The 15,646-nt window shown below is 60.0% G+C and carries 21 protein-coding genes and 1 other annotated feature; of the genes, 9 read left to right on the top strand and 12 right to left on the bottom strand.

Annotation, left to right across the window (positions count from 1 at the left end; all coding sequences use genetic code 11):
• Positions 1 to 252 precede the first annotated feature (252 nt).
• On the bottom strand, positions 253 to 633 hold the full coding sequence (locus tag ACK59X_RS17450; RefSeq protein WP_184856168.1) for a hypothetical protein: 381 nt from the start codon (positions 631 to 633) through the stop codon (positions 253 to 255).
• A gap of 1 nt (position 634) precedes the next feature.
• Between ACK59X_RS17450 and ACK59X_RS17445 the strand changes: the two genes are divergently transcribed.
• Positions 635 to 766 carry a hypothetical protein gene (locus ACK59X_RS17445; protein WP_260420124.1) on the top strand — a complete coding sequence of 44 codons (132 nt, stop codon included), beginning with the start codon at positions 635 to 637 and terminating at the stop codon, positions 764 to 766.
• Between the two features lie 103 nt (positions 767 to 869).
• Positions 870 to 1,181: a helix-turn-helix domain-containing protein gene (locus tag ACK59X_RS17440; RefSeq protein ID WP_184856169.1), complete on the top strand. Its 312-nt coding sequence runs from the start codon at positions 870 to 872 to the stop codon at positions 1,179 to 1,181.
• Here ACK59X_RS17440 and ACK59X_RS17435 read toward each other — a convergent pair.
• On the bottom strand, positions 1,153 to 1,614 hold the full coding sequence (locus ACK59X_RS17435) for a hypothetical protein (protein WP_184856170.1): 462 nt from the start codon (positions 1,612 to 1,614) through the stop codon (positions 1,153 to 1,155). The two genes, ACK59X_RS17440 and ACK59X_RS17435, sit on opposite strands and share 29 nt — an antisense overlap.
• Before the next feature lie 209 nt (positions 1,615 to 1,823).
• Between ACK59X_RS17435 and ACK59X_RS17430 the strand changes: the two genes are divergently transcribed.
• The 3 genes from ACK59X_RS17430 to ACK59X_RS17420 all read left to right on the top strand — a co-directional run bounded on the left by ACK59X_RS17430 (position 1,824) and on the right by ACK59X_RS17420 (position 4,311).
• Complete coding sequence (locus tag ACK59X_RS17430; protein WP_260420125.1) at positions 1,824 to 2,234, top strand: helix-turn-helix domain-containing protein; 411 nt, start codon at positions 1,824 to 1,826, stop codon at positions 2,232 to 2,234.
• Positions 2,235 to 2,397: 163 nt separating this feature from the next.
• Positions 2,398 to 3,330, top strand: a complete 933-nt coding sequence (locus ACK59X_RS17425) for a tyrosine-type recombinase/integrase (protein ID WP_184856172.1) — start codon at positions 2,398 to 2,400, stop codon at positions 3,328 to 3,330.
• A 33-nt stretch (positions 3,331 to 3,363) separates the two neighbouring features.
• The gene (locus ACK59X_RS17420) at positions 3,364 to 4,311 is read left to right on the top strand and encodes a hypothetical protein (protein WP_409959191.1); all 948 of its coding nucleotides are present in this window, start codon (positions 3,364 to 3,366) and stop codon (positions 4,309 to 4,311) included.
• Here ACK59X_RS17420 and ACK59X_RS17415 read toward each other — a convergent pair.
• The 6 genes from ACK59X_RS17415 to ACK59X_RS17390 form a co-directional block, all read right to left on the bottom strand.
• Positions 4,294 to 4,464, bottom strand: a complete 171-nt coding sequence (locus ACK59X_RS17415) for a deoxyribodipyrimidine photo-lyase (RefSeq protein WP_409959189.1) — start codon at positions 4,462 to 4,464, stop codon at positions 4,294 to 4,296. The two genes, ACK59X_RS17420 and ACK59X_RS17415, sit on opposite strands and share 18 nt — an antisense overlap.
• Positions 4,461 to 4,613, bottom strand: a complete 153-nt coding sequence (locus tag ACK59X_RS17410; protein ID WP_409959187.1) for a DUF2256 domain-containing protein — start codon at positions 4,611 to 4,613, stop codon at positions 4,461 to 4,463. The genes ACK59X_RS17415 and ACK59X_RS17410 overlap by 4 nt, the downstream gene beginning before the upstream one ends.
• 95 nt (positions 4,614 to 4,708) lie before the next feature.
• Positions 4,709 to 5,281 carry a lipocalin family protein gene (locus ACK59X_RS17405; protein ID WP_409959185.1) on the bottom strand — a complete coding sequence of 191 codons (573 nt, stop codon included), beginning with the start codon at positions 5,279 to 5,281 and terminating at the stop codon, positions 4,709 to 4,711.
• A gap of 92 nt (positions 5,282 to 5,373) precedes the next feature.
• Positions 5,374 to 6,309: a fasciclin domain-containing protein gene (locus ACK59X_RS17400; protein ID WP_409959183.1), complete on the bottom strand. Its 936-nt coding sequence runs from the start codon at positions 6,307 to 6,309 to the stop codon at positions 5,374 to 5,376.
• Positions 6,310 to 6,429: 120 nt separating this feature from the next.
• Positions 6,430 to 6,885: a fasciclin domain-containing protein gene (locus tag ACK59X_RS17395; RefSeq protein ID WP_409959181.1), complete on the bottom strand. Its 456-nt coding sequence runs from the start codon at positions 6,883 to 6,885 to the stop codon at positions 6,430 to 6,432.
• A 349-nt stretch (positions 6,886 to 7,234) separates the two neighbouring features.
• Positions 7,235 to 7,573, bottom strand: coding sequence for an HPF/RaiA family ribosome-associated protein (locus tag ACK59X_RS17390; RefSeq protein ID WP_409959179.1), 339 nt, complete (start codon positions 7,571 to 7,573; stop codon positions 7,235 to 7,237).
• Positions 7,574 to 8,018: 445 nt separating this feature from the next.
• Between ACK59X_RS17390 and ACK59X_RS17385 the strand changes: the two genes are divergently transcribed.
• The gene (locus ACK59X_RS17385) at positions 8,019 to 8,441 is read left to right on the top strand and encodes a TerB family tellurite resistance protein (protein ID WP_409959177.1); all 423 of its coding nucleotides are present in this window, start codon (positions 8,019 to 8,021) and stop codon (positions 8,439 to 8,441) included.
• A 28-nt stretch (positions 8,442 to 8,469) separates the two neighbouring features.
• On the opposite strand, the gene ACK59X_RS17380 is transcribed toward ACK59X_RS17385, so the two are convergent.
• Positions 8,470 to 9,348 (bottom strand): LysR substrate-binding domain-containing protein, encoded by an 879-nt coding sequence (locus ACK59X_RS17380; protein WP_409959175.1) that lies wholly within the window; start codon positions 9,346 to 9,348, stop codon positions 8,470 to 8,472.
• Positions 9,349 to 9,530: 182 nt separating this feature from the next.
• Here ACK59X_RS17380 and ACK59X_RS17375 point away from each other — a divergent pair, with 182 nt between their 5' ends.
• A complete protein-coding gene (locus ACK59X_RS17375) occupies positions 9,531 to 10,529 on the top strand; it encodes a TerC family protein (RefSeq protein WP_409959173.1) in 999 nt (332 codons plus the stop codon).
• Between the two features lie 48 nt (positions 10,530 to 10,577).
• Here the strand turns inward: ACK59X_RS17375 and ACK59X_RS17370 are convergent, their stop codons facing one another.
• Positions 10,578 to 11,483 (bottom strand): LysR family transcriptional regulator, encoded by a 906-nt coding sequence (locus ACK59X_RS17370; protein WP_409959172.1) that lies wholly within the window; start codon positions 11,481 to 11,483, stop codon positions 10,578 to 10,580.
• A gap of 73 nt (positions 11,484 to 11,556) precedes the next feature.
• On the opposite strand from ACK59X_RS17370, the gene ACK59X_RS17365 reads away from it, so the two are divergent.
• Positions 11,557 to 12,546 carry a sodium-dependent bicarbonate transport family permease gene (locus ACK59X_RS17365; RefSeq protein ID WP_409959170.1) on the top strand — a complete coding sequence of 330 codons (990 nt, stop codon included), beginning with the start codon at positions 11,557 to 11,559 and terminating at the stop codon, positions 12,544 to 12,546.
• A gap of 145 nt (positions 12,547 to 12,691) precedes the next feature.
• On the opposite strand, the gene ACK59X_RS17360 is transcribed toward ACK59X_RS17365, so the two are convergent.
• Entirely contained in the window at positions 12,692 to 12,964 is a 273-nt protein-coding gene (locus ACK59X_RS17360; RefSeq protein ID WP_409959203.1) for a diguanylate cyclase domain-containing protein, read from the bottom strand.
• Positions 12,862 to 14,208 carry a PAS domain-containing protein gene (locus ACK59X_RS17355; protein ID WP_409959168.1) on the bottom strand — a complete coding sequence of 449 codons (1,347 nt, stop codon included), beginning with the start codon at positions 14,206 to 14,208 and terminating at the stop codon, positions 12,862 to 12,864. Before ACK59X_RS17355 ends, ACK59X_RS17360 begins: the two co-directional genes overlap by 103 nt.
• Positions 14,209 to 14,387: 179 nt before the next feature.
• Here ACK59X_RS17355 and ACK59X_RS17350 point away from each other — a divergent pair.
• A protein-coding gene (locus ACK59X_RS17350) for an IS3 family transposase (RefSeq protein ID WP_409959166.1) occupies positions 14,388 to 15,607 on the top strand; the annotation gives its coding sequence in 2 pieces (ribosomal slippage) (positions 14,388 to 14,676 and positions 14,676 to 15,607; 1,221 coding nt in all).
• Positions 14,666 to 14,782, top strand: a sequence feature (AL1L pseudoknot). (Overlaps the previous gene by 117 nt.)
• Positions 15,608 to 15,646 lie beyond the last annotated feature (39 nt).

Genomic DNA, 15,646 nt, shown 5'->3' with positions numbered 1-15,646 from the left:
ACTGACGGATTGGGGGTTTAAAGGCATAGCAATCCTTGGATGACATCCCAGCCCACATTGACAACATGGGTGATTTCGGAGGGAGCCAGCACGTCTCGGTGCAGGTGACCGTGGTAGAGCCGGCGAAACGAGTGGTTTACGCTCACCGGGCATCGCAGCGTGCACATAGGGCCGGGATCGCTCCGTGGCCAGGGTGCGCTGAAATAGGTTCGTGCGTCGTTGAAATCCATAGTGCGTGGCAAGGAAACGGAACTATTGCCAGGGCGGCAGCAGCTCGCCGCCATGGGCTGGCCACGAGCCGACAGATACCGCGTCCCAGACGACATCGCTCACGTCAGCCGAAATCGTCCCGATGGCAAGCTGGCCACGCAGTTCCATCAACATCCGCAGGTCCTCGTCTTCTTCGGGAGATGCTGCCAGGTGATAGTTGCGACCCGATCCCGTCTTGACCATTGCGCTCGCAAGATCGATGGCAGCCAATGCCGAAGTAACTCTGAGTGTCATGGGCCCCAGCATCGCGACGATGTGCAGCGTCCCGGTTCCACGTCGAAGGATTCGCCAATGATCCAGTTGGACCTCGGGCTGGACTTGAAGATCGGGGGCGGGACGCTCATTGAGAAATTGAATCTGCACGATGCAGGACCTTGTTTTTGATCAAAAGAGCGAACAGGATGAGGGCCTCGTTTGCGATGAATCGCTGCAGTGCGATCCAGGCCTGCATGTCCAGATCGAGGATCAGTCCAAGGCTGAGAAGACACTGGCATGAGGACTCCGCGGCAGCCGTCCGGAAGTGGAAATCATCAGATTTCCATTGAAATGCGACTAGTTAGACGTGGTCTTTTTAGTCGCCATCGGCGGAAATCGAGTGAATGCCAACTCGAAAGTCAGATCCGCCAAAAGCTGCCGTCGGTCGCGCGCTCAAGGAGCTGCGCACCGCTCGCGGCTTCACGCAGGAGGATCTGATGTCGTCGATCAGCCGACGGCACGTTGGACGTCTTGAGCAGGGCGAACAACTTCCCAGCATTGGCATGGTGGAACACCTCGCTGAAGGCCTGCAGGTCCATCCAATGACTCTCCTGGCGGTTGCATATGCACGCCGATTCGATGCAGCATCGGTTGAAAAAGTGCTGAAGTCGGTGAGAGCCGACCTCTCTACACTGCTGCCCGAGGACGCGTCCTAGACTTCTTTGCCCGCTGTGGGTGGCTTGCTTCGTCCATGATGGCTTCGATGCCTGTCAACATAGTCAGCGACTCTTCGTCGTTCGGACGATTGAGCAGCCTGTTCACGATCTCTCGGTCTGCAGCCACGCTCAAGACCATCATCACTTCGCGCAGCTGCTGCATGCTGCCTTCAAATAGCTCGCCATTTGCTGGGGGAGAGGGATGGCTCTTTGCCATCAGCAGCAATGCCATGGCGATCGCAGCATTGGGTGTGCCATCAGGTCCTTGCGTGCCTTCGCCCCACAACATGGCCCGAAGCTGATCGGAAACGCAGACCAACTGGCTGTCGCTGAGGCTCTTCGGAAGGATTGCGCTCCAGCCCCCGGCGTCAAGAATGCCTGCAAGGTCCATCTCACTGAAATGGCCAATCTGTTCTCTGTCTAACTGCAACATGCTCTTCAAATAATTGTGGGACTAGTTGGTCCCATTTGGGACTGAGCGTGCGAAGATAGCTGAACTTTCTCCGCGCAAATGCCGTTTGAAACCGGCCATGTGCAAATGGAAAGTTCCCGGTTGCCTTGCATTGACATATGCGCAACCGAAGCGTTGTCTTGAACCTTTTTTGCCACCCGCCCTTGACGAGTCGATTGGATCTTTCCCGCTTGGTTGAACTCGACAGCCAGCTTCGCGAACTGGCGAAGCAGCAAGGTGCAGGCACGCCCAGGAGCGGCTGGGTGAAGACGGTGCGCCTGGCGCTCGGGATGAACTCGGCGACTCTAGGCCGTCGCATCGGCATCTCTCCGCAGGGGGTCCGGAGACTGGAGCAGTCGGAAGCGGAAGGCTCGATTTCCCTCAACACACTGGCCAAGATTGCCGATGGATTGAACTGCGACGTACGGTACGTTCTGGTCCCCAGGATCAGCCTGGTCGATCAAGTGATGGCGCGGGCCACGGAGCACTCCAAAGGCGCGGGTTCGATGGGAGCTGGCAGCACCCCGATGAACATTGACGGCCAATCGTTGGTTGTGCTCGCATCGCTTCTTTCGCGCATCGACAAACGCGCGTTTTGGTAGCTGGCGTGACCTGCTGCTGAAGAGGAGTGCAGTACGCCGGCAGGACAGGCCCACAAGACAGCCCGCGGGTTGTGGCGCGGGCGGCTTGAACGCCTATAGTGGCTGCAGTCGGCGCTGTTCCTCGTGAAATGCGGTTGCGGGGCCGAGTCCAAAAGGAGGCGTGGTGGGGGAACTGGATGACTATCTGCAGGCTGCCGACCGTGAAACCACGGTTCGGAGCTACGCAGCTGCGATCAAGCACTTCGAGCAGGACTGGAAAGGCCTGCTGCCGGCCACCAGCGATACCGTCGCTCGCTACCTCGTGGCCTACGCGAGCACGCACAAGGTCAGCACCTTGAGGCAAAGGCTGGCGGCGCTCGCGCGCTGGCATGCAGAACAGGGCTTTGCGGACCCGACCAAGACACCGCTGGTGCGAAAGGTGCTCAGGGGCATCGTGGCAAAGCACCCGTCCAAACAGAAACAGGCGCGCCCCCTTGAACTCGACCAGCTACAGAAGATTTCCGAATGGCTGCAGGCCGCTCAGCGCGCCGCACGCGAACGAGGCGATGAAGCGGCGTTGCTGCAGCTGACGCGCAACAGGTCCATCGTGCTGTTTGGGTTTTGGCGCGCATTTCGATCCGACGAGATCGTCAATATGCGCGTGGAGAACGTGACAGCCATTGCCGGCAAGGGTCTGACCTGCAGGCTGGATCGCAGCAAGGCGGATCGCGCGATGGAGGGCCGCACTTTCCATTGCCCGGCACTATCCAGGCTGTGCCCAGTGGACGCCTATCTGGAATGGATCGCGGTCAGCGGCCGTCTGGCCGGCCCGGTGTACTGCGGCATCGACCAGTGGGGCCACATGTCCGATCGACCCATGCACCCCACCAGCCTGATTCCCTTGCTGCGCAAGATGTTCCATGACGCCGGCGTCGAGTCTGCTGAAGGCTATTCGAGCCATTCGCTGCGGCGCGGATTTGCGGGATGGGCACGCGCCAGCGGGTGGGATATCAAGGAGATGATGGAGTACGTTGGATGGCGCGACATGGAGTCGGCGCTGAGGTACCTGGATGCCCCGACCGCCGGACTGCAGGAGCGCTTCGAAAGCGGGCTCTGACATCGCTTGGACAACACCCAACCCGAGGCATGCATGCAGCCCATTCTTGCCCCTCACGTGCGCACCTTCGTCGACTGCCTGACGGATCTGCCGGTACAGCCTTCATCTGTGTGGCTGATCGGTTCGCAGGCCAGTGGCCGAGCCCAGGCAGGCTCCGACACAGATCTGCTCGTGTTCGGCCCGCCCGGGTTGATCGACGCGATCCGGGCGACACTTTCTCAGCCACACGGGATCGACTGCATGGTGCTTGTAAACGGCGACGACTTCGAGGACCCCTGGCAGGAAAAAGGCGGCTCCCTTTCCCGCTGGCGTTGGGCCTTGAAGTCAGCCACCGAAGCCCAGTACGAAGGGAACAAATTCATCGCAGATGAGCCTGGTGGATCGCTCGGCCAATTTGAGACGCGGCAAGAGAGAGCCCATCCGCATCTGGTCCAGTTGAAGGCGAGCGGCATGCGAGTCTTCCCACCTGAAGTCAGGCAGGCCCGTCGACCGACATCGCTAGCACCCATGGCAACGAGCTGGATCAATCGGGCGCCACTGGGCCATCAAACAGGAGAGAAGATGCTTCTTGTGTATGTGGATACCGGTGGAATGCTCAAGGAAGTCGCAGCCTTGGAGGCTGCTGGCCTTCTGAAAACGCACTACTTCCCCTTCGAGCAGCGAAATCGCCGGGTCAAGGCCTTCGTGCCTGGCTCGGGCGCTTCCTGGAAGCAAAGCAATCTGAGTTGGAAAGAGGCCCCTGGAACTTGGAACGACTACAAGCCCTCGGCGCTGTTTGAACCGCTACGCAAGTTGCTGGGCGCCAAGGTCGATGCGCAGCACCTTGATTCCGGGGTCAAGGCCGGTTGCTCAGTTTTCCTCACGAGCGACAAGACGGACATTTGGTCCAAGCGCGATGCAATACAGGCGCTCGCCAACATCCGCGTCCTCCATATGCCTTCCGAGTTGGCGACACTGAGGCAGCTAGCAAACCAAGGGTAAACCCGGATCTGCTAACGGAATAATTTGCACGGGAAACGAGATCACCCCTACCAGATGTGTTGCACCGCTGTTCAGTGCAGCCGCCATGGCGAGCTGGTCGTGGAGGCGCAAGTCTCTGCGGAACCAGAAGAGCACGCTGTAATTAGGAGTCATGGAGCACTCCCGCATCGCTTGCGCTCGTTGCGGCATCGGTCGGAGCAGTATTTCACCGCGTCCCACACCTTCTCCCACTTTTTGCGCCAAGTGAAGGGCTGGCCGCAGTGCATGCAGGTTTTCTGCGGCAGGTCGTGCTTCTTGCGCATACGCATGGTGGTATCGATCGTCGCGTCGGTGGATCAGGTTCGCAGCCGTAAAGGGTGCGCTACAGCGATGCTGAGGCCGGTGCGTGCTGCGCGGCTCACGTCTGCGGGTCGGTGCGTTGCTGGCTCACCCAGATCAGCGCCTGCGTGTCGATGCCCAGCGCGCTGGCGCGGGCAACAAGCTGTGCGCGCACGCCTGGCTCCAGCTGCTTGCTGCGCGACAAAATCCAGCAGTAGCTGCGGTCGGGCCCCACCACCAAGGCCCAGCGGTAGTCGGTATCAAGCGCGGCGACGTGGTAGCCGCCGTAGAAAGGCCCGAAGAACGACACCTTGAGCGAGGCGGTCTGCGCATCGCCCGTGAACAAGGCCTTGCCCACGGCCTGGCGCCATTCGCCGCCCTGGCTGCCCTTGGTGGTGTCAAAGCCCCGGTTGGTCACGCGCACGCTGCCGTCCGCCTGGCGCTGGTAGGTTGCGCTCACGTCCGTCATGCCGCGCTCGAAGGAATGGTCGAGCCTGGCCACCTCGTACCAGCGGCCCTCGTAGTGCGCCAGGTCAAATGGCTTGACGGGGGTGATGCCGGGTGGCGGGGCCGTAGATGAACAGGCCGCCAGGGCCAGCACCAGTGAGGCGAAAAAGGCCATTGCGGCGCGGCGAAGCCAGGGAGATTGCATGGATATGGGGGATGAACTCAAAAAAACCGTTGCAGTCCCCAGAAACCCGACGGGCGTGGCTTCTGGGGAACTGCGCAGATGCTACGGCCGCGCTACTTTGGCAAAAGCACCCGGTCCACTGTGTGCACCACACCATTGCTGGCAAAGACATCGGTGGCAACGATGCGGCTGGTGCGCAGGCTCTGGTCGGTGATCACGAGGCTGGAGTTCACCGTGAACGCCTGGCCCTGCACGGTGGCGATGGCGGTATTCACAGGCACCTCGGCCTTCAGCACCCGCCCCGGCACGACGTGGTAGGTGAGCACGCGGGTCAGCAAGGCAGTGTTCGCCAGCAGCGCCTCCTTGCCCAGGCCGAGCTCGGCCAGCAGTGCCGCACAGGCGGCATTGGTGGGCGCGAACACAGTGAATGGGCCAGGGCCTTTCATGGCCACCAGGCCGGCCGCGGCGACCGCCTCGACCAGGATGCTGAAGTCAGGCACGGCCGTGGCAGTGGCCACGATGTCCTTGTCCGCCGGCAGCAGCACGCGGTCTACGAGGTGCACCACGCCGTTGCTGGCCTGGATATCGGTGCTGGTGATGCTGGTGACGCGGTTGCGGCCATCGGTGATCTTGAGGCCGTTGGCAGACTCGATCTTGAAAAAGCCGCCCGACACCGGGGTAATGGCCTTGCCCAATGGCACATCGGCACGCAGCACGCGGCTGCCCAGCACGTGGTAAGTGAGCACAGCGCTGAGCAGCGGCTTGTTGGACAGCAGCGCCTCCTTGCTCAGCCCCAGCTCGGCCAGCAGCGCCGCGAAGGACGCGTTGGTGGGAGCAAAGACGGTGAGGTTGCCGGTGCTCAGCGCAGGCACCAGCCCCGCGGCCACCACGGCCTCGACCAGGATGCTCAGTTCAGGGGTGTTTTGCGCCAGCTCGACGATGTTGCGCTGCGGCTCGTCGTCGCTGCCCCCGCAGGCCTGGAGCAGACTGGTGCTGGTGCCCAGGGCGGCGGCCATCAGCACGGTGCGGCGGTTGAATAAAGTGTTCATGGGAATGTCTCCCCGCTGTCAAACGGTGAATGAAACGAGAGGAGGCCTGCCCGACAGGCCCCCTGGAAACCGCGCCAGCCGGAGTTCTCAGTACCGTTCAGGCGCACACACGCTGCCGACCTACTTCGGCATCAGCACCGTGTCGATGGCATGGATGACGCCGTTACTGGTATCGACGTCCGTGGCAATCACCTTGGACTGGTCAACCATCACCCCCGAGTTGGTCGATATGGTGAGCTCTTGCCCCTGCACGGTCTTGACCTTGCCGGCCTTCACGTCCTTGGCCATCACCTTGCCAGGCACCACGTGGTAGGTGAGCACCTGGGTGAGCGCCGCCTTGTCCTTGAGCAGGCCGTCGAGCGTGGCCTTGGGGATCTTGGCAAAGGCTTCGTCGGTGGGCGCAAACACGGTGAACGGGCCGGGGCCCTTGAGCGTGTCCACCAATCCGGCTGCCTGCACGGCAGCGACCAGCGTCTTGAAGTTCCCAGCTTTCACGGCCGTATCGACGATGTCTTGCGCCATGACGTTGAAAGCGGCGCCTGCTGTGAGGGCCAAAGCAACCAGTGTTTTCTTCATGATCGTGTCCTTAAGGTTGGTCAAATCAACACGCCGACATGGGCGCGAGCGGATTCTATGACCGTTCAGTCACGATTACTACTAATTAGTTATTTTAAAACCATCCGGTTTCAAAGGCTTACCTTTTTTTGTGTGTGGACCTGTAGATGCGCTAGCGAACGTCAACCCATAGAGCTGCTTACCTAAAAACGCTCAAAAACAAACGCGCCAGTCGCAGCACGACACCGGTGCCTAAAGGCACCGGTCTCTGGCTCATGCTCAAAATCCAGGAAGCGGCAGGTTGGGCGCTTAGTGGAAATTCAGCATGACCAGTTTTGGCGTAAATCCTTGGCGCGCATGCCCGGCAAACTCACTGGGGTAGGAAGGTCTCGCGGGGAGATGGTTGCCTCTTCGCGAGAGGGCGTTTGACGCTACTCATGAGTTTGCGCACGGCACGCGCAACCGCCTTGTTCAACGCCATGCGCCAATCGCCCGCTCGGGCTGAAACAACGACCAAGCCAAACTTGCTTGTCGTCAGCTCGAGACGGCACTGTTTGTCTTGCCCTCCCCTTGGGCCGTTGACGTCCACGAAGTCTACATTGGCCCTGCGAATCCAGGCGCTCAGCCGACGCAAGGAAAAGCGCAGGCGGTCGTGGGCCACTTCTTTGGACAAGCTGATCGCGTTTCGGTTGTTGATAACGATTTGCATGACTGCTCCTTGGTTAGAGCGTCAAAGGTAAAGGCTGAGAACTTGCACACCAAGCAGCATTCTTCTGAGTCTTCATCTCGGAAAAGCTGAGCGGGGCGCCTCGAAAGAAAGGTGGCAGGCTTCCAAAAAACCGAAGCACTGGTCACATAGGACCTTCTGTTTTGGCGCACCGGTAAAGCGCATATTTCGCTCACCAAAACTCTCAAAGGCGTCTCATGAAGCTCATGTACAAGATTCAGTCGATGTTCTCGGCTTTACGCTCCGCAGCGTTACAAGGACTGTGGCGATGGTCCCAGCGTATGAAGGCCAGCGCGCGCCCCTCGCTTGTACCCATTCGCGTGGGGCACAGACACTCAACAAGGTTGCGGGCGCGGCGGTACCGCGACTCGCGCTTCTGATCCCAGATTCCTCCGGTTTGACTCGTTTAAATATTTACTCGAACATCATGCGCAGCTACCCAACCAATAGTCCCGAAGCAGCCGCTCGCATTGTGGCCCTGCTGTTGATTGCTGATGGAAACGTCAGCCGTTCCGAAATCGATTCAGTCCATGGCATGAGAATTGAGAGCCATTTGGGCTTGCAAGCGGGCGACTTTGTCAAGGTACTCCATACCCTGTGTGAAGACCTACTGGCGGACACGCGCGAGCAGAAAATTTTCGCTTCCAGCGTGGACGAAGCGACTTTGAAAGCCGTGTTGGCGGAAATCACCGATCCCGCGTTGCAACACAGCGTGCTGTACTTCGCCGACCTGGCGGTCCTGGCAGATCAACATATCGCCCCGGCCGAGGCTTGGGCGATGGGGGTCGCACTGTCTGCTTGGACGATCAACGCAGCGCACACCGAGAGCTGGCAGTACCAGTTGGTTTGAGCGCGACTGGGTTGCGCAGTTTGGCCGCTTAACCCTTGGCAGCAGCAATCATTGCCCGCACAAGGGGGTGGTGCTGCCCTCTGCGCGACCAAATGGCATGCACTTCCTCACGCACCGGGCAGTCGCCAACAACTCGTAGACCACGCATTAATGCTACATCCCTTGCGCCGAGTTTGCTCACCGGAAACACGCCCAGTCCGCGTGCCGCAAACACCGCCAGCAGAGCGCTGTCTTCGAACTCGCCAGCGATGTTAGGGGTGACCTTGCATTCTTCGAACCAACCGTCAAGCAGTGAGCGAAGCGGTGAATGCGAGGTAGGCAATAGCACTGGAACATCCTCAAGAGATTGGGGAAAGCGGTCACGAGCCGTTTTCTTGGCCAAGTTCACGGGGCCGTACCACTCGATCGGAGATACTGCTATGCGTTCGCTCGCCAGGCGCTGGTGGGGGTTCCTGGGTGCCGGCTCTCCTGCGAGCACCACATCCAACTGGTGCAAGGCCAGTTCAGATAGAAGCTCATCGAACTCACCCTCGTGGCAGAGCAATCGAAGGTTTGGAGTGTCTAAGACTGGCTCGAGTAGCGCATGCGCGGCGAGCTTTGATATCCCGTCGGAGAGTCCCACCGATAGCCGAGCAGCCTTTGCGCTGGCTGCCGCGGCCACTTCCTCTTCGATCGATTGGCCTATACGAAAAATCTCCTCCGCACGCGCGAATGCCGCGTGTCCCGCGTCCGTCAAGGCGAGTCCTCTGCCAGAAGGCTTCAAGAGCTGGTGACCGAGCGACTTTTCCAAGTCTCGCACCTGGGCGCTTATGGTCTGCACCGCCATGTCCAGGCGCTCGGCGGCTCGCGCGATGCCTCCTTCCTTGGCGACCATCCAGAAATAGTAGAGGTGGCGGTAGTTAAGCATGCGCGATCAATGTTCGAAAAAAGCGAATCTTAGATTCGAGCGAAGCTGGTGTCTATCCGGCACACCCGCGGCCATACTGCCCTTGATTTCGCGAGAACGGTGACTGAAGTCTAGGTCGACTTGGCAAAGGCCGAGCTTCGTCGCCGCATCGATACTCATCAACTACTTTGAAAGATTGCGCCATGGAAGCCTTGACTGCGTTCCTACTTGCGGATTTCCTAGGGAAGTCAGTTTGGATTTGGCTCGTGTTTGTCACGATCGTCGTCGCCTTGTTGGCGTTCGACCTGGGAGTTCTGCACAAGGAGGACCACGAGATTGAAGTCAAGGAAAGCCTTCTGCTCTCCGCTGGCTACATTAGTGTGGCGCTGCTATTTGGCGCATGGGTATGGTGGTACCTTGGCGGTCAAAGCGGCATGGACTACTACACAGGCTTTCTGATCGAGAAATCATTGTCCATGGACAATGTTTTCGTGATCGCGCTGATTTTCTCGTTCTTCGCGATTCCGAGACAGTACCAACACCGTGTGCTTTTTTGGGGCATCCTGGGTGTCATCGTTTTGCGCGCGATCATGATCGCTCTGGGCGCCACCCTTGTCAGCCAATTTAGCTGGGTGCTTTATCTTTTTGGCGCCTTCCTGGTCTTCACCGGCGTCAAGATGTGGGTGATCGCCGATCACGTGCCCGATATCGCGCAAAATCCGCTTTTCAAGTTTCTCAAGCGCCATATGCGCCTTACCGAAGGCCTGCGTGGAAACGCGTTTTGGGTGCGTGAGACAGATCCCAAAACCGGCCGGATTGAACGCTTCGCGACCCCGTTGTTCTTGGCACTCGTCCTAGTCGAGTTCGTTGACCTGGTCTTCGCCGTGGACTCCGTGCCAGCCATCTTCGCGATCACAAACGATCCATTCATCGTCTACACCAGCAACATCTTTGCGATTCTGGGCCTGAGAGCTCTTTACTTCGCACTGGCGGCGATGGTGCACCGCTTCAAGTACCTGAAGTATGCGCTGGCACTTGTGCTGGTGTTCATCGGCAGCAAAATTTTTCTGGTCGGCATCATCGGGAAGATTCCGCCCGTTATCTCGCTGGGGGTCACTTTCTCACTCATCGCTGGCGGTGTGCTAGTTTCGCTCTGGAAGACGCGGCACGATGGGTTGGAGACGAATTCCGAACGGTCTTGAGGGCAGGGAAGCTTGGAGCCGTGCAACGAGCTCCAAGACTTCCAGCGGCTAAGAGTGCACTTCCCAATGGATCGCGACCTCCTGAAGGTGCCCGAGGAACGCGCCTGCCAGGGGAGATAGACGCTTGCCTTTGAGCCACAGAACGGACCAGGATGAGGGCACCGGAAATCCATTAACTTTTAGCACTGCTAACCCTTCTGTCTCCGGCGAGCCAGCCAATGCATGCCGGGACACCAATCCCAGTCCCATGCCTGCGGCAACTGATTGCTTGATGGCCTCATTGCTGCCCAGTTCCAAACGCACTCGAGGACTAAGGTCAAGTCGCTTGAAGTGGGCGTCTCCCGCCATTCGGGTGCCTGACCCACGTTCGCGCAAGATGAACGGCTCCGACTGCAGCCGGGAAGAGCGAATGCGGGTCGATGTCGCTAAAGAATGGTTAAACGCTGCGATTGGGACGAGTGGGTTGTCCAGCAGGGCGAGCCGATCATGAGGGATGTCTTCGGGAGGTAGGGACAGAATGTAGAGATCGTCCTGGTTGGACCTCATGCGATGCACCACTCCATCCCGATTCAGAACCTGTAGCTCGATGTCCACGTCCGGATAACTAGCGCAGAAGCGGCCCAGCATGCGAGGGATAAAGTATTTTGCCGTCGAGGCCAAGGCTATCCGCAGGCGTCCCTGGCGCAGGCCCTTTAAACCGGCGATGCGTTGTTCAAGGCCTTCCCACTCTGCCACCATGGCACGCGCGCTTTCCGCCACGGCCTCGCCAGCTGGTGTCAGGTACAGGTTGCGCCCGATCTGTTCATGCAACGGCAATCCCACAGCGTCAGCCAGTTCCTTGATCTGCATGGACACGGTGGGCTGAGTCACATGGCAAGCGCGAGCTGCAGCGGTGATAGATCGTGTTTCGGCGAGCGCAATGAGGAGCCGCAACTGTCGGAAAGTGGCATGCATAGGAGCTTATCTATGGAATCCATCGAAAGTATTGATTTTCCTCGATTTGGGTTTCTGAATAGTATTCGCGGTCATGAACATTCTTCTCGATCCGGCCATCCTCTTTTTCGTTCTCGGTGTGTCTGCCGGCCTGCTTCGCTCAAATTTGGAAGTACCTCCCGCGCTGTCGCGATTTCTTTCGCTGTATCTCTTAATGGCGCTCGGCTTGAAGGGAGGTTTTGCATTGAGCCAGACAGGCTTAACTCCAGCAGTCCTGGCGGCGCTTGGGTGTGCAGTTCTGCTGGCCATTGTGATCCCGGTGCTGGACTGGCAGTTTCTCAAGCGTGTCCTGCCTCCGCTTGACGCCATCAGCGTGGCTGCGACATACGGAAGCGTCAGTGCGGTGACATTCGTTACCGCAGCACACGTCCTGGAGTCTCAAGGAACTCCGGGCGGTGGGTACATGGCAGCGGCGATGGCACTGATGGAGTCGCCAGCCATCGTGATGGCCTTGGTGGGAGCGCAATTGATGCGCAGCAGAGGTATTGTTGGTTGTGGCTCTGGCGGGGCCGCATTAATCATGGGCGGCAGCAGGCCGCCGCTATCGAGTGTTCTGCGCGAGGCGCTCACCGACGGTGGAACGATCCTCCTCGTAGGTGCGTTGTTCGTGGGTCTGGTCTCCGGACCTACAGGCGCGAAAGCGATGCAACCATTTACGGGCGACTTGTTCAAAGGCTTGCTCGCCTTCTTCTTGCTGGACATGGGTTTGCTAGTCGCGCGTCAAATGGTCGGGCTGCGATCGTTGCCCCGATCGCTCTTCGCCTACGCAGTGATCGGGCCTGTCGCGCACGCCGCTCTCGCGCTTTTTCTTGCTCGTTTCGCCGGTGTTGAAGTACAGGATGCAACTCTGCTCGCTGTCCTCGCTGCCAGCGCTTCCTACATCGCAGTTCCCGCGGTACTACGGCATGCGGTCCCTGAGGCTCGGCCCGCCGTCTATATTGGGTTGTCGCTTGGGGTCACTTTCCCCTTCAACCTGCTGGTCGTGATTCCACTTTACCAATGGATGGCCAATGCCACGATCTGAAGCACTGATTGGCCCACGTTGCGGCTACCCATCTCGGGCTGAAGTGACAAGCATTTGATCTGTCAGGTGGCGACTAGCAGTGCGAAATCTGCCGACTCAGCGCATTTTGCAAGAACCTATGGTTGGCACGCTGCACAGCAGCGTGTCACTTAAAGGCATCGGCACAGCACACGGGTCGACAAGTCGCCCACCGATTTCGACCCTGGCCCTTCGCCTCGTACAGCGCTTGATCGGCCAAACGAGTGAGCCAGCTCGCGGCCTCGGTGGTCTTAGGTACCATGCACGCCGCGCCGATGCTCAGCGTGATGTGCTTGCTCACCGGGGACGCCCCATGGGGAATGGCCGCCGTGACCATCGCATCCAAAAGCCTTTGGGCCACCTGCGTCGCACCCTCCAGCGATGTGTCCGGCAGGAGGATCGCGAACTCCTCGCCTCCATACCGCATGACCTTCTCATGCGTTCTCCAAAGCGTGTGCTCGAGACCCTCGCGACGCGCCGCAGGCACTCATCACCTTCCAGATGACCGTGACTGTCATTAAAGCGCTTGAAATGATCGATGTCGATCATGAGCAGGGCGAGTGAGGTGTGCTGCCTGGCGTGACGCCCCCACTCAGCGGTGAGCATATCGTCGAACATCCGACGGTTTCCGAGGCCGGTCAGTGCGTCCTTGAAAGATAGCTCGGAGAGCGCGGCATTCAACCGCTCAAGCTCAAGCGTGACCAGCTTGCTGGCGGTGATGTCCTGAAATGCACCGGTCAGGCGCACAATCTCGCCGTCTTGGTACATCGCCTCGCCCTGGGCGCGCACCCATTTCAGCGTTCCTTTCGCCGAGACGATCTGCAACTCCAGATCCCAAGGCGTTCCCTCGCGCATTCCTCGCATGACCGCGGCAGAGATGATGGGCTTGGAGTCCTGGGTGTAAAAGTCGAGGGCATTGGACAGGTCTGGTGCCTGGCCGGGGTCCAGATCGTGGATGCGGTACACCTCGTCCGTCCAATGGGCATTCCCGTTTGGCACCTCCAGCGTCCACCCTCCTATGCGGGCGATCTCGCCGGATTTTTTTTGCAGGAGCACCGCGTCCGCCAGCGCTGCCTCATTCGCCTTACGCGCAGTGATGTCCATGAAGGTGCCGATCACGCGCACTGGCTCGCCTCCTTCCGCGCGTTCCGTCACCTTGCCTCGGCTGAATAGCCAGATAAGATCCCCGCCAGGGGTTCGCACCCGAAATTCATTCTCGTACACGGGCGTGGCCGCGCGAAGATGCTCCGCGAACGCGATGGTGTTTCCCTGTCGATCGGCTGGATGAAGTATCTCGGTCCATTCCTGGCTAGAACGCGTCACCTCCGCATCCCCGCGCCCTAGCATGCGAGCTCCACGGGCATCCACGCGCAGTTGACGCGTGTCGACTAGAAGTTCCCACAAGCCCAGCTGCGCTCCGTCCAAGGCCTGTTCCAATCTTGCTGCTCCCAGGCGTATTGCCGCTTGCGCCGCTGCTTCCTGTTCAGCGAGCGCACGTCGGCGACGCCTCTCCAAGAACCGAAGAGAAGTCGCCGCGATTAGCACGCCCAGGTAAAGAACCACATAAAGGCGGGCTTGTTCACGCCACGGCGCGTACGCATCGGAGCGCTCACGGCTAACCGAGAACACGATGTCGCTGTTCAATCCCAGTCCTTGGGGCCTGACGCTGTTGAGCACTAGGAGTCGATCTCTTCCAGTCGCGGGAATCATCCCCTCGTACACGGTTTGCGAGGCGTTCTCTCGAACGTGCCTCTCGAATGCCGATCCGGGTGTGGTGAATCGGCCCGGGTTTAGAGGAGGCTCCAACTCTGGAGAATGGAGCCATGAAGAAGTCCCCGAAGTTTTCGCCCGAGGTTCGTGAGCGTGCCGTGCGCATGGTGCTGGAGCACCGGGCAGAGCATCCGTCGCAGTGGGCGGCCATCGAATCCATCGCCGACAAGATTGGCTGCGTGCCGCAGACCTTGCACACCTGGGTCAAGCAGCACGAAGTCGATTCCGGCCAGCGAGACGGCGTCTCGACTGCGGAGGCCCAGCGCATCAAGGACCTGGAGCGCGAGGTGCGCGAGTTGCGCAAGGCCAACGAGATTCTGAAGCTGGCCAGCGCGTTTTTCGCCCAGGCGGAGCTCGACCGCCGCATCAAGTCCTGAAGGCGTTCATCGACCAGCACCGCCAGCAGCTTGGGGTCGAGTCGATCTGCCGCGTCTTGCAGATTGCCCCATCGGCGTACTGGCGCCACGCCGCGCGCCAGCGCAGTCCGGCCTTGCGTTCTTTGCGGGCCCTGCGCGACGCACAGTTGCTGCCGCAGGTGCAGCGCGTCTGGCGGGCCAACCATCAGGTCTACGGCGCCGAGAAGGTCTGGCGTCAACTCAACCGCGAAGGTGTTGCGGTGGCACGTTGCACCGTCGAGCGGCTGATGCGCCAGCTCGGGCTGCAGGGCGTGCGCCGCGGCAAGGCGGTGCGGACCACCATTCCTGATCCCAAGGCACCGTGTCCGCTGGACCGCGTGAATAGGCAGTTCCGTGCGGAGCGGCCGAACCAGCTCTGGGTCTCGGACTTCACCTATGTCTCGACCTGGCAGGGCTGGGTCTATGTGGCCTTCGTGATCGACGTGTTCAGCCGACGCATCGTGGGCTGGCGCCAGAGCAGTTCGATGCACACCGAGTTCGTGCTCGACGCGCTGGAGCAGGCGTTGTACGACCGCAAGCCGTCCGATGGCCTGGTGCATCACTCCGACAGAGGGGCGCAATACCTGTCGATTCGCTACAGCGAGCGGTTGGCTGAGGCCGGCATCGAGCCCTCAGTGGGCTCCAAGGGCGACAGCTACGACAACGCGCTGGCCGAGACCATCAACGGGCTGTACAAGGCCGAGGTCATCCATCGGCGCGGGCCGTGGAAGACCAAGCAGGCGGTGGAACTGGCAACGCTGGAATGGGTCGCCTGGTTCAACCACCACCGGCTGATGGGGCCGCTGGGCCACGTCCCGCCTGCGGAGTTCGAGGCCAATTACCATCGTCAACGCGCTGGTCAGACCGCGACCGTCTGACTTAAACCAACTGGCCTCCTCGAAACCCGGGGCGATTCA

This window comes from Acidovorax sp., assembly GCF_046339755.1.
Taxonomy (GTDB): domain Bacteria; phylum Pseudomonadota; class Gammaproteobacteria; order Burkholderiales; family Burkholderiaceae_C; genus Acidovorax.
The sequence above is the reverse complement of the archived record's forward strand: the minus strand, read 5'-3'. Positions and strand labels throughout refer to the sequence as shown.

Bases quoted from the DNA above. Each gene is read 5' to 3' on its own strand.
- ACK59X_RS17445 (WP_260420124.1), top strand. From the start codon at position 635: ATGCAGGACCTTGTTTTTGATCAAAAGAGCGAACAGGATGAGGGCCTC.
- ACK59X_RS17440 (WP_184856169.1), top strand. From the start codon at position 870: ATGCCAACTCGAAAGTCAGATCCGCCAAAAGCTGCCGTCGGTCGCGCG.
- ACK59X_RS17435 (WP_184856170.1), bottom strand. From the start codon at position 1,614: ATGTTGCAGTTAGACAGAGAACAGATTGGCCATTTCAGTGAGATGGAC.
- ACK59X_RS17420 (WP_409959191.1), top strand. From the start codon at position 3,364: ATGCAGCCCATTCTTGCCCCTCACGTGCGCACCTTCGTCGACTGCCTG.
- ACK59X_RS17415 (WP_409959189.1), bottom strand. From the start codon at position 4,464: ATGACTCCTAATTACAGCGTGCTCTTCTGGTTCCGCAGAGACTTGCGC.
- ACK59X_RS17410 (WP_409959187.1), bottom strand. From the start codon at position 4,613: ATGCGCAAGAAGCACGACCTGCCGCAGAAAACCTGCATGCACTGCGGC.
- ACK59X_RS17405 (WP_409959185.1), bottom strand. From the start codon at position 5,281: ATGCAATCTCCCTGGCTTCGCCGCGCCGCAATGGCCTTTTTCGCCTCA.
- ACK59X_RS17400 (WP_409959183.1), bottom strand. From the start codon at position 6,309: ATGAACACTTTATTCAACCGCCGCACCGTGCTGATGGCCGCCGCCCTG.
- ACK59X_RS17395 (WP_409959181.1), bottom strand. From the start codon at position 6,885: ATGAAGAAAACACTGGTTGCTTTGGCCCTCACAGCAGGCGCCGCTTTC.
- ACK59X_RS17390 (WP_409959179.1), bottom strand. From the start codon at position 7,573: ATGCAAATCGTTATCAACAACCGAAACGCGATCAGCTTGTCCAAAGAA.
- ACK59X_RS17385 (WP_409959177.1), top strand. From the start codon at position 8,019: ATGCGCAGCTACCCAACCAATAGTCCCGAAGCAGCCGCTCGCATTGTG.
- ACK59X_RS17380 (WP_409959175.1), bottom strand. From the start codon at position 9,348: ATGCTTAACTACCGCCACCTCTACTATTTCTGGATGGTCGCCAAGGAA.
- ACK59X_RS17375 (WP_409959173.1), top strand. From the start codon at position 9,531: ATGGAAGCCTTGACTGCGTTCCTACTTGCGGATTTCCTAGGGAAGTCA.
- ACK59X_RS17370 (WP_409959172.1), bottom strand. From the start codon at position 11,483: ATGCATGCCACTTTCCGACAGTTGCGGCTCCTCATTGCGCTCGCCGAA.
- ACK59X_RS17365 (WP_409959170.1), top strand. From the start codon at position 11,557: ATGAACATTCTTCTCGATCCGGCCATCCTCTTTTTCGTTCTCGGTGTG.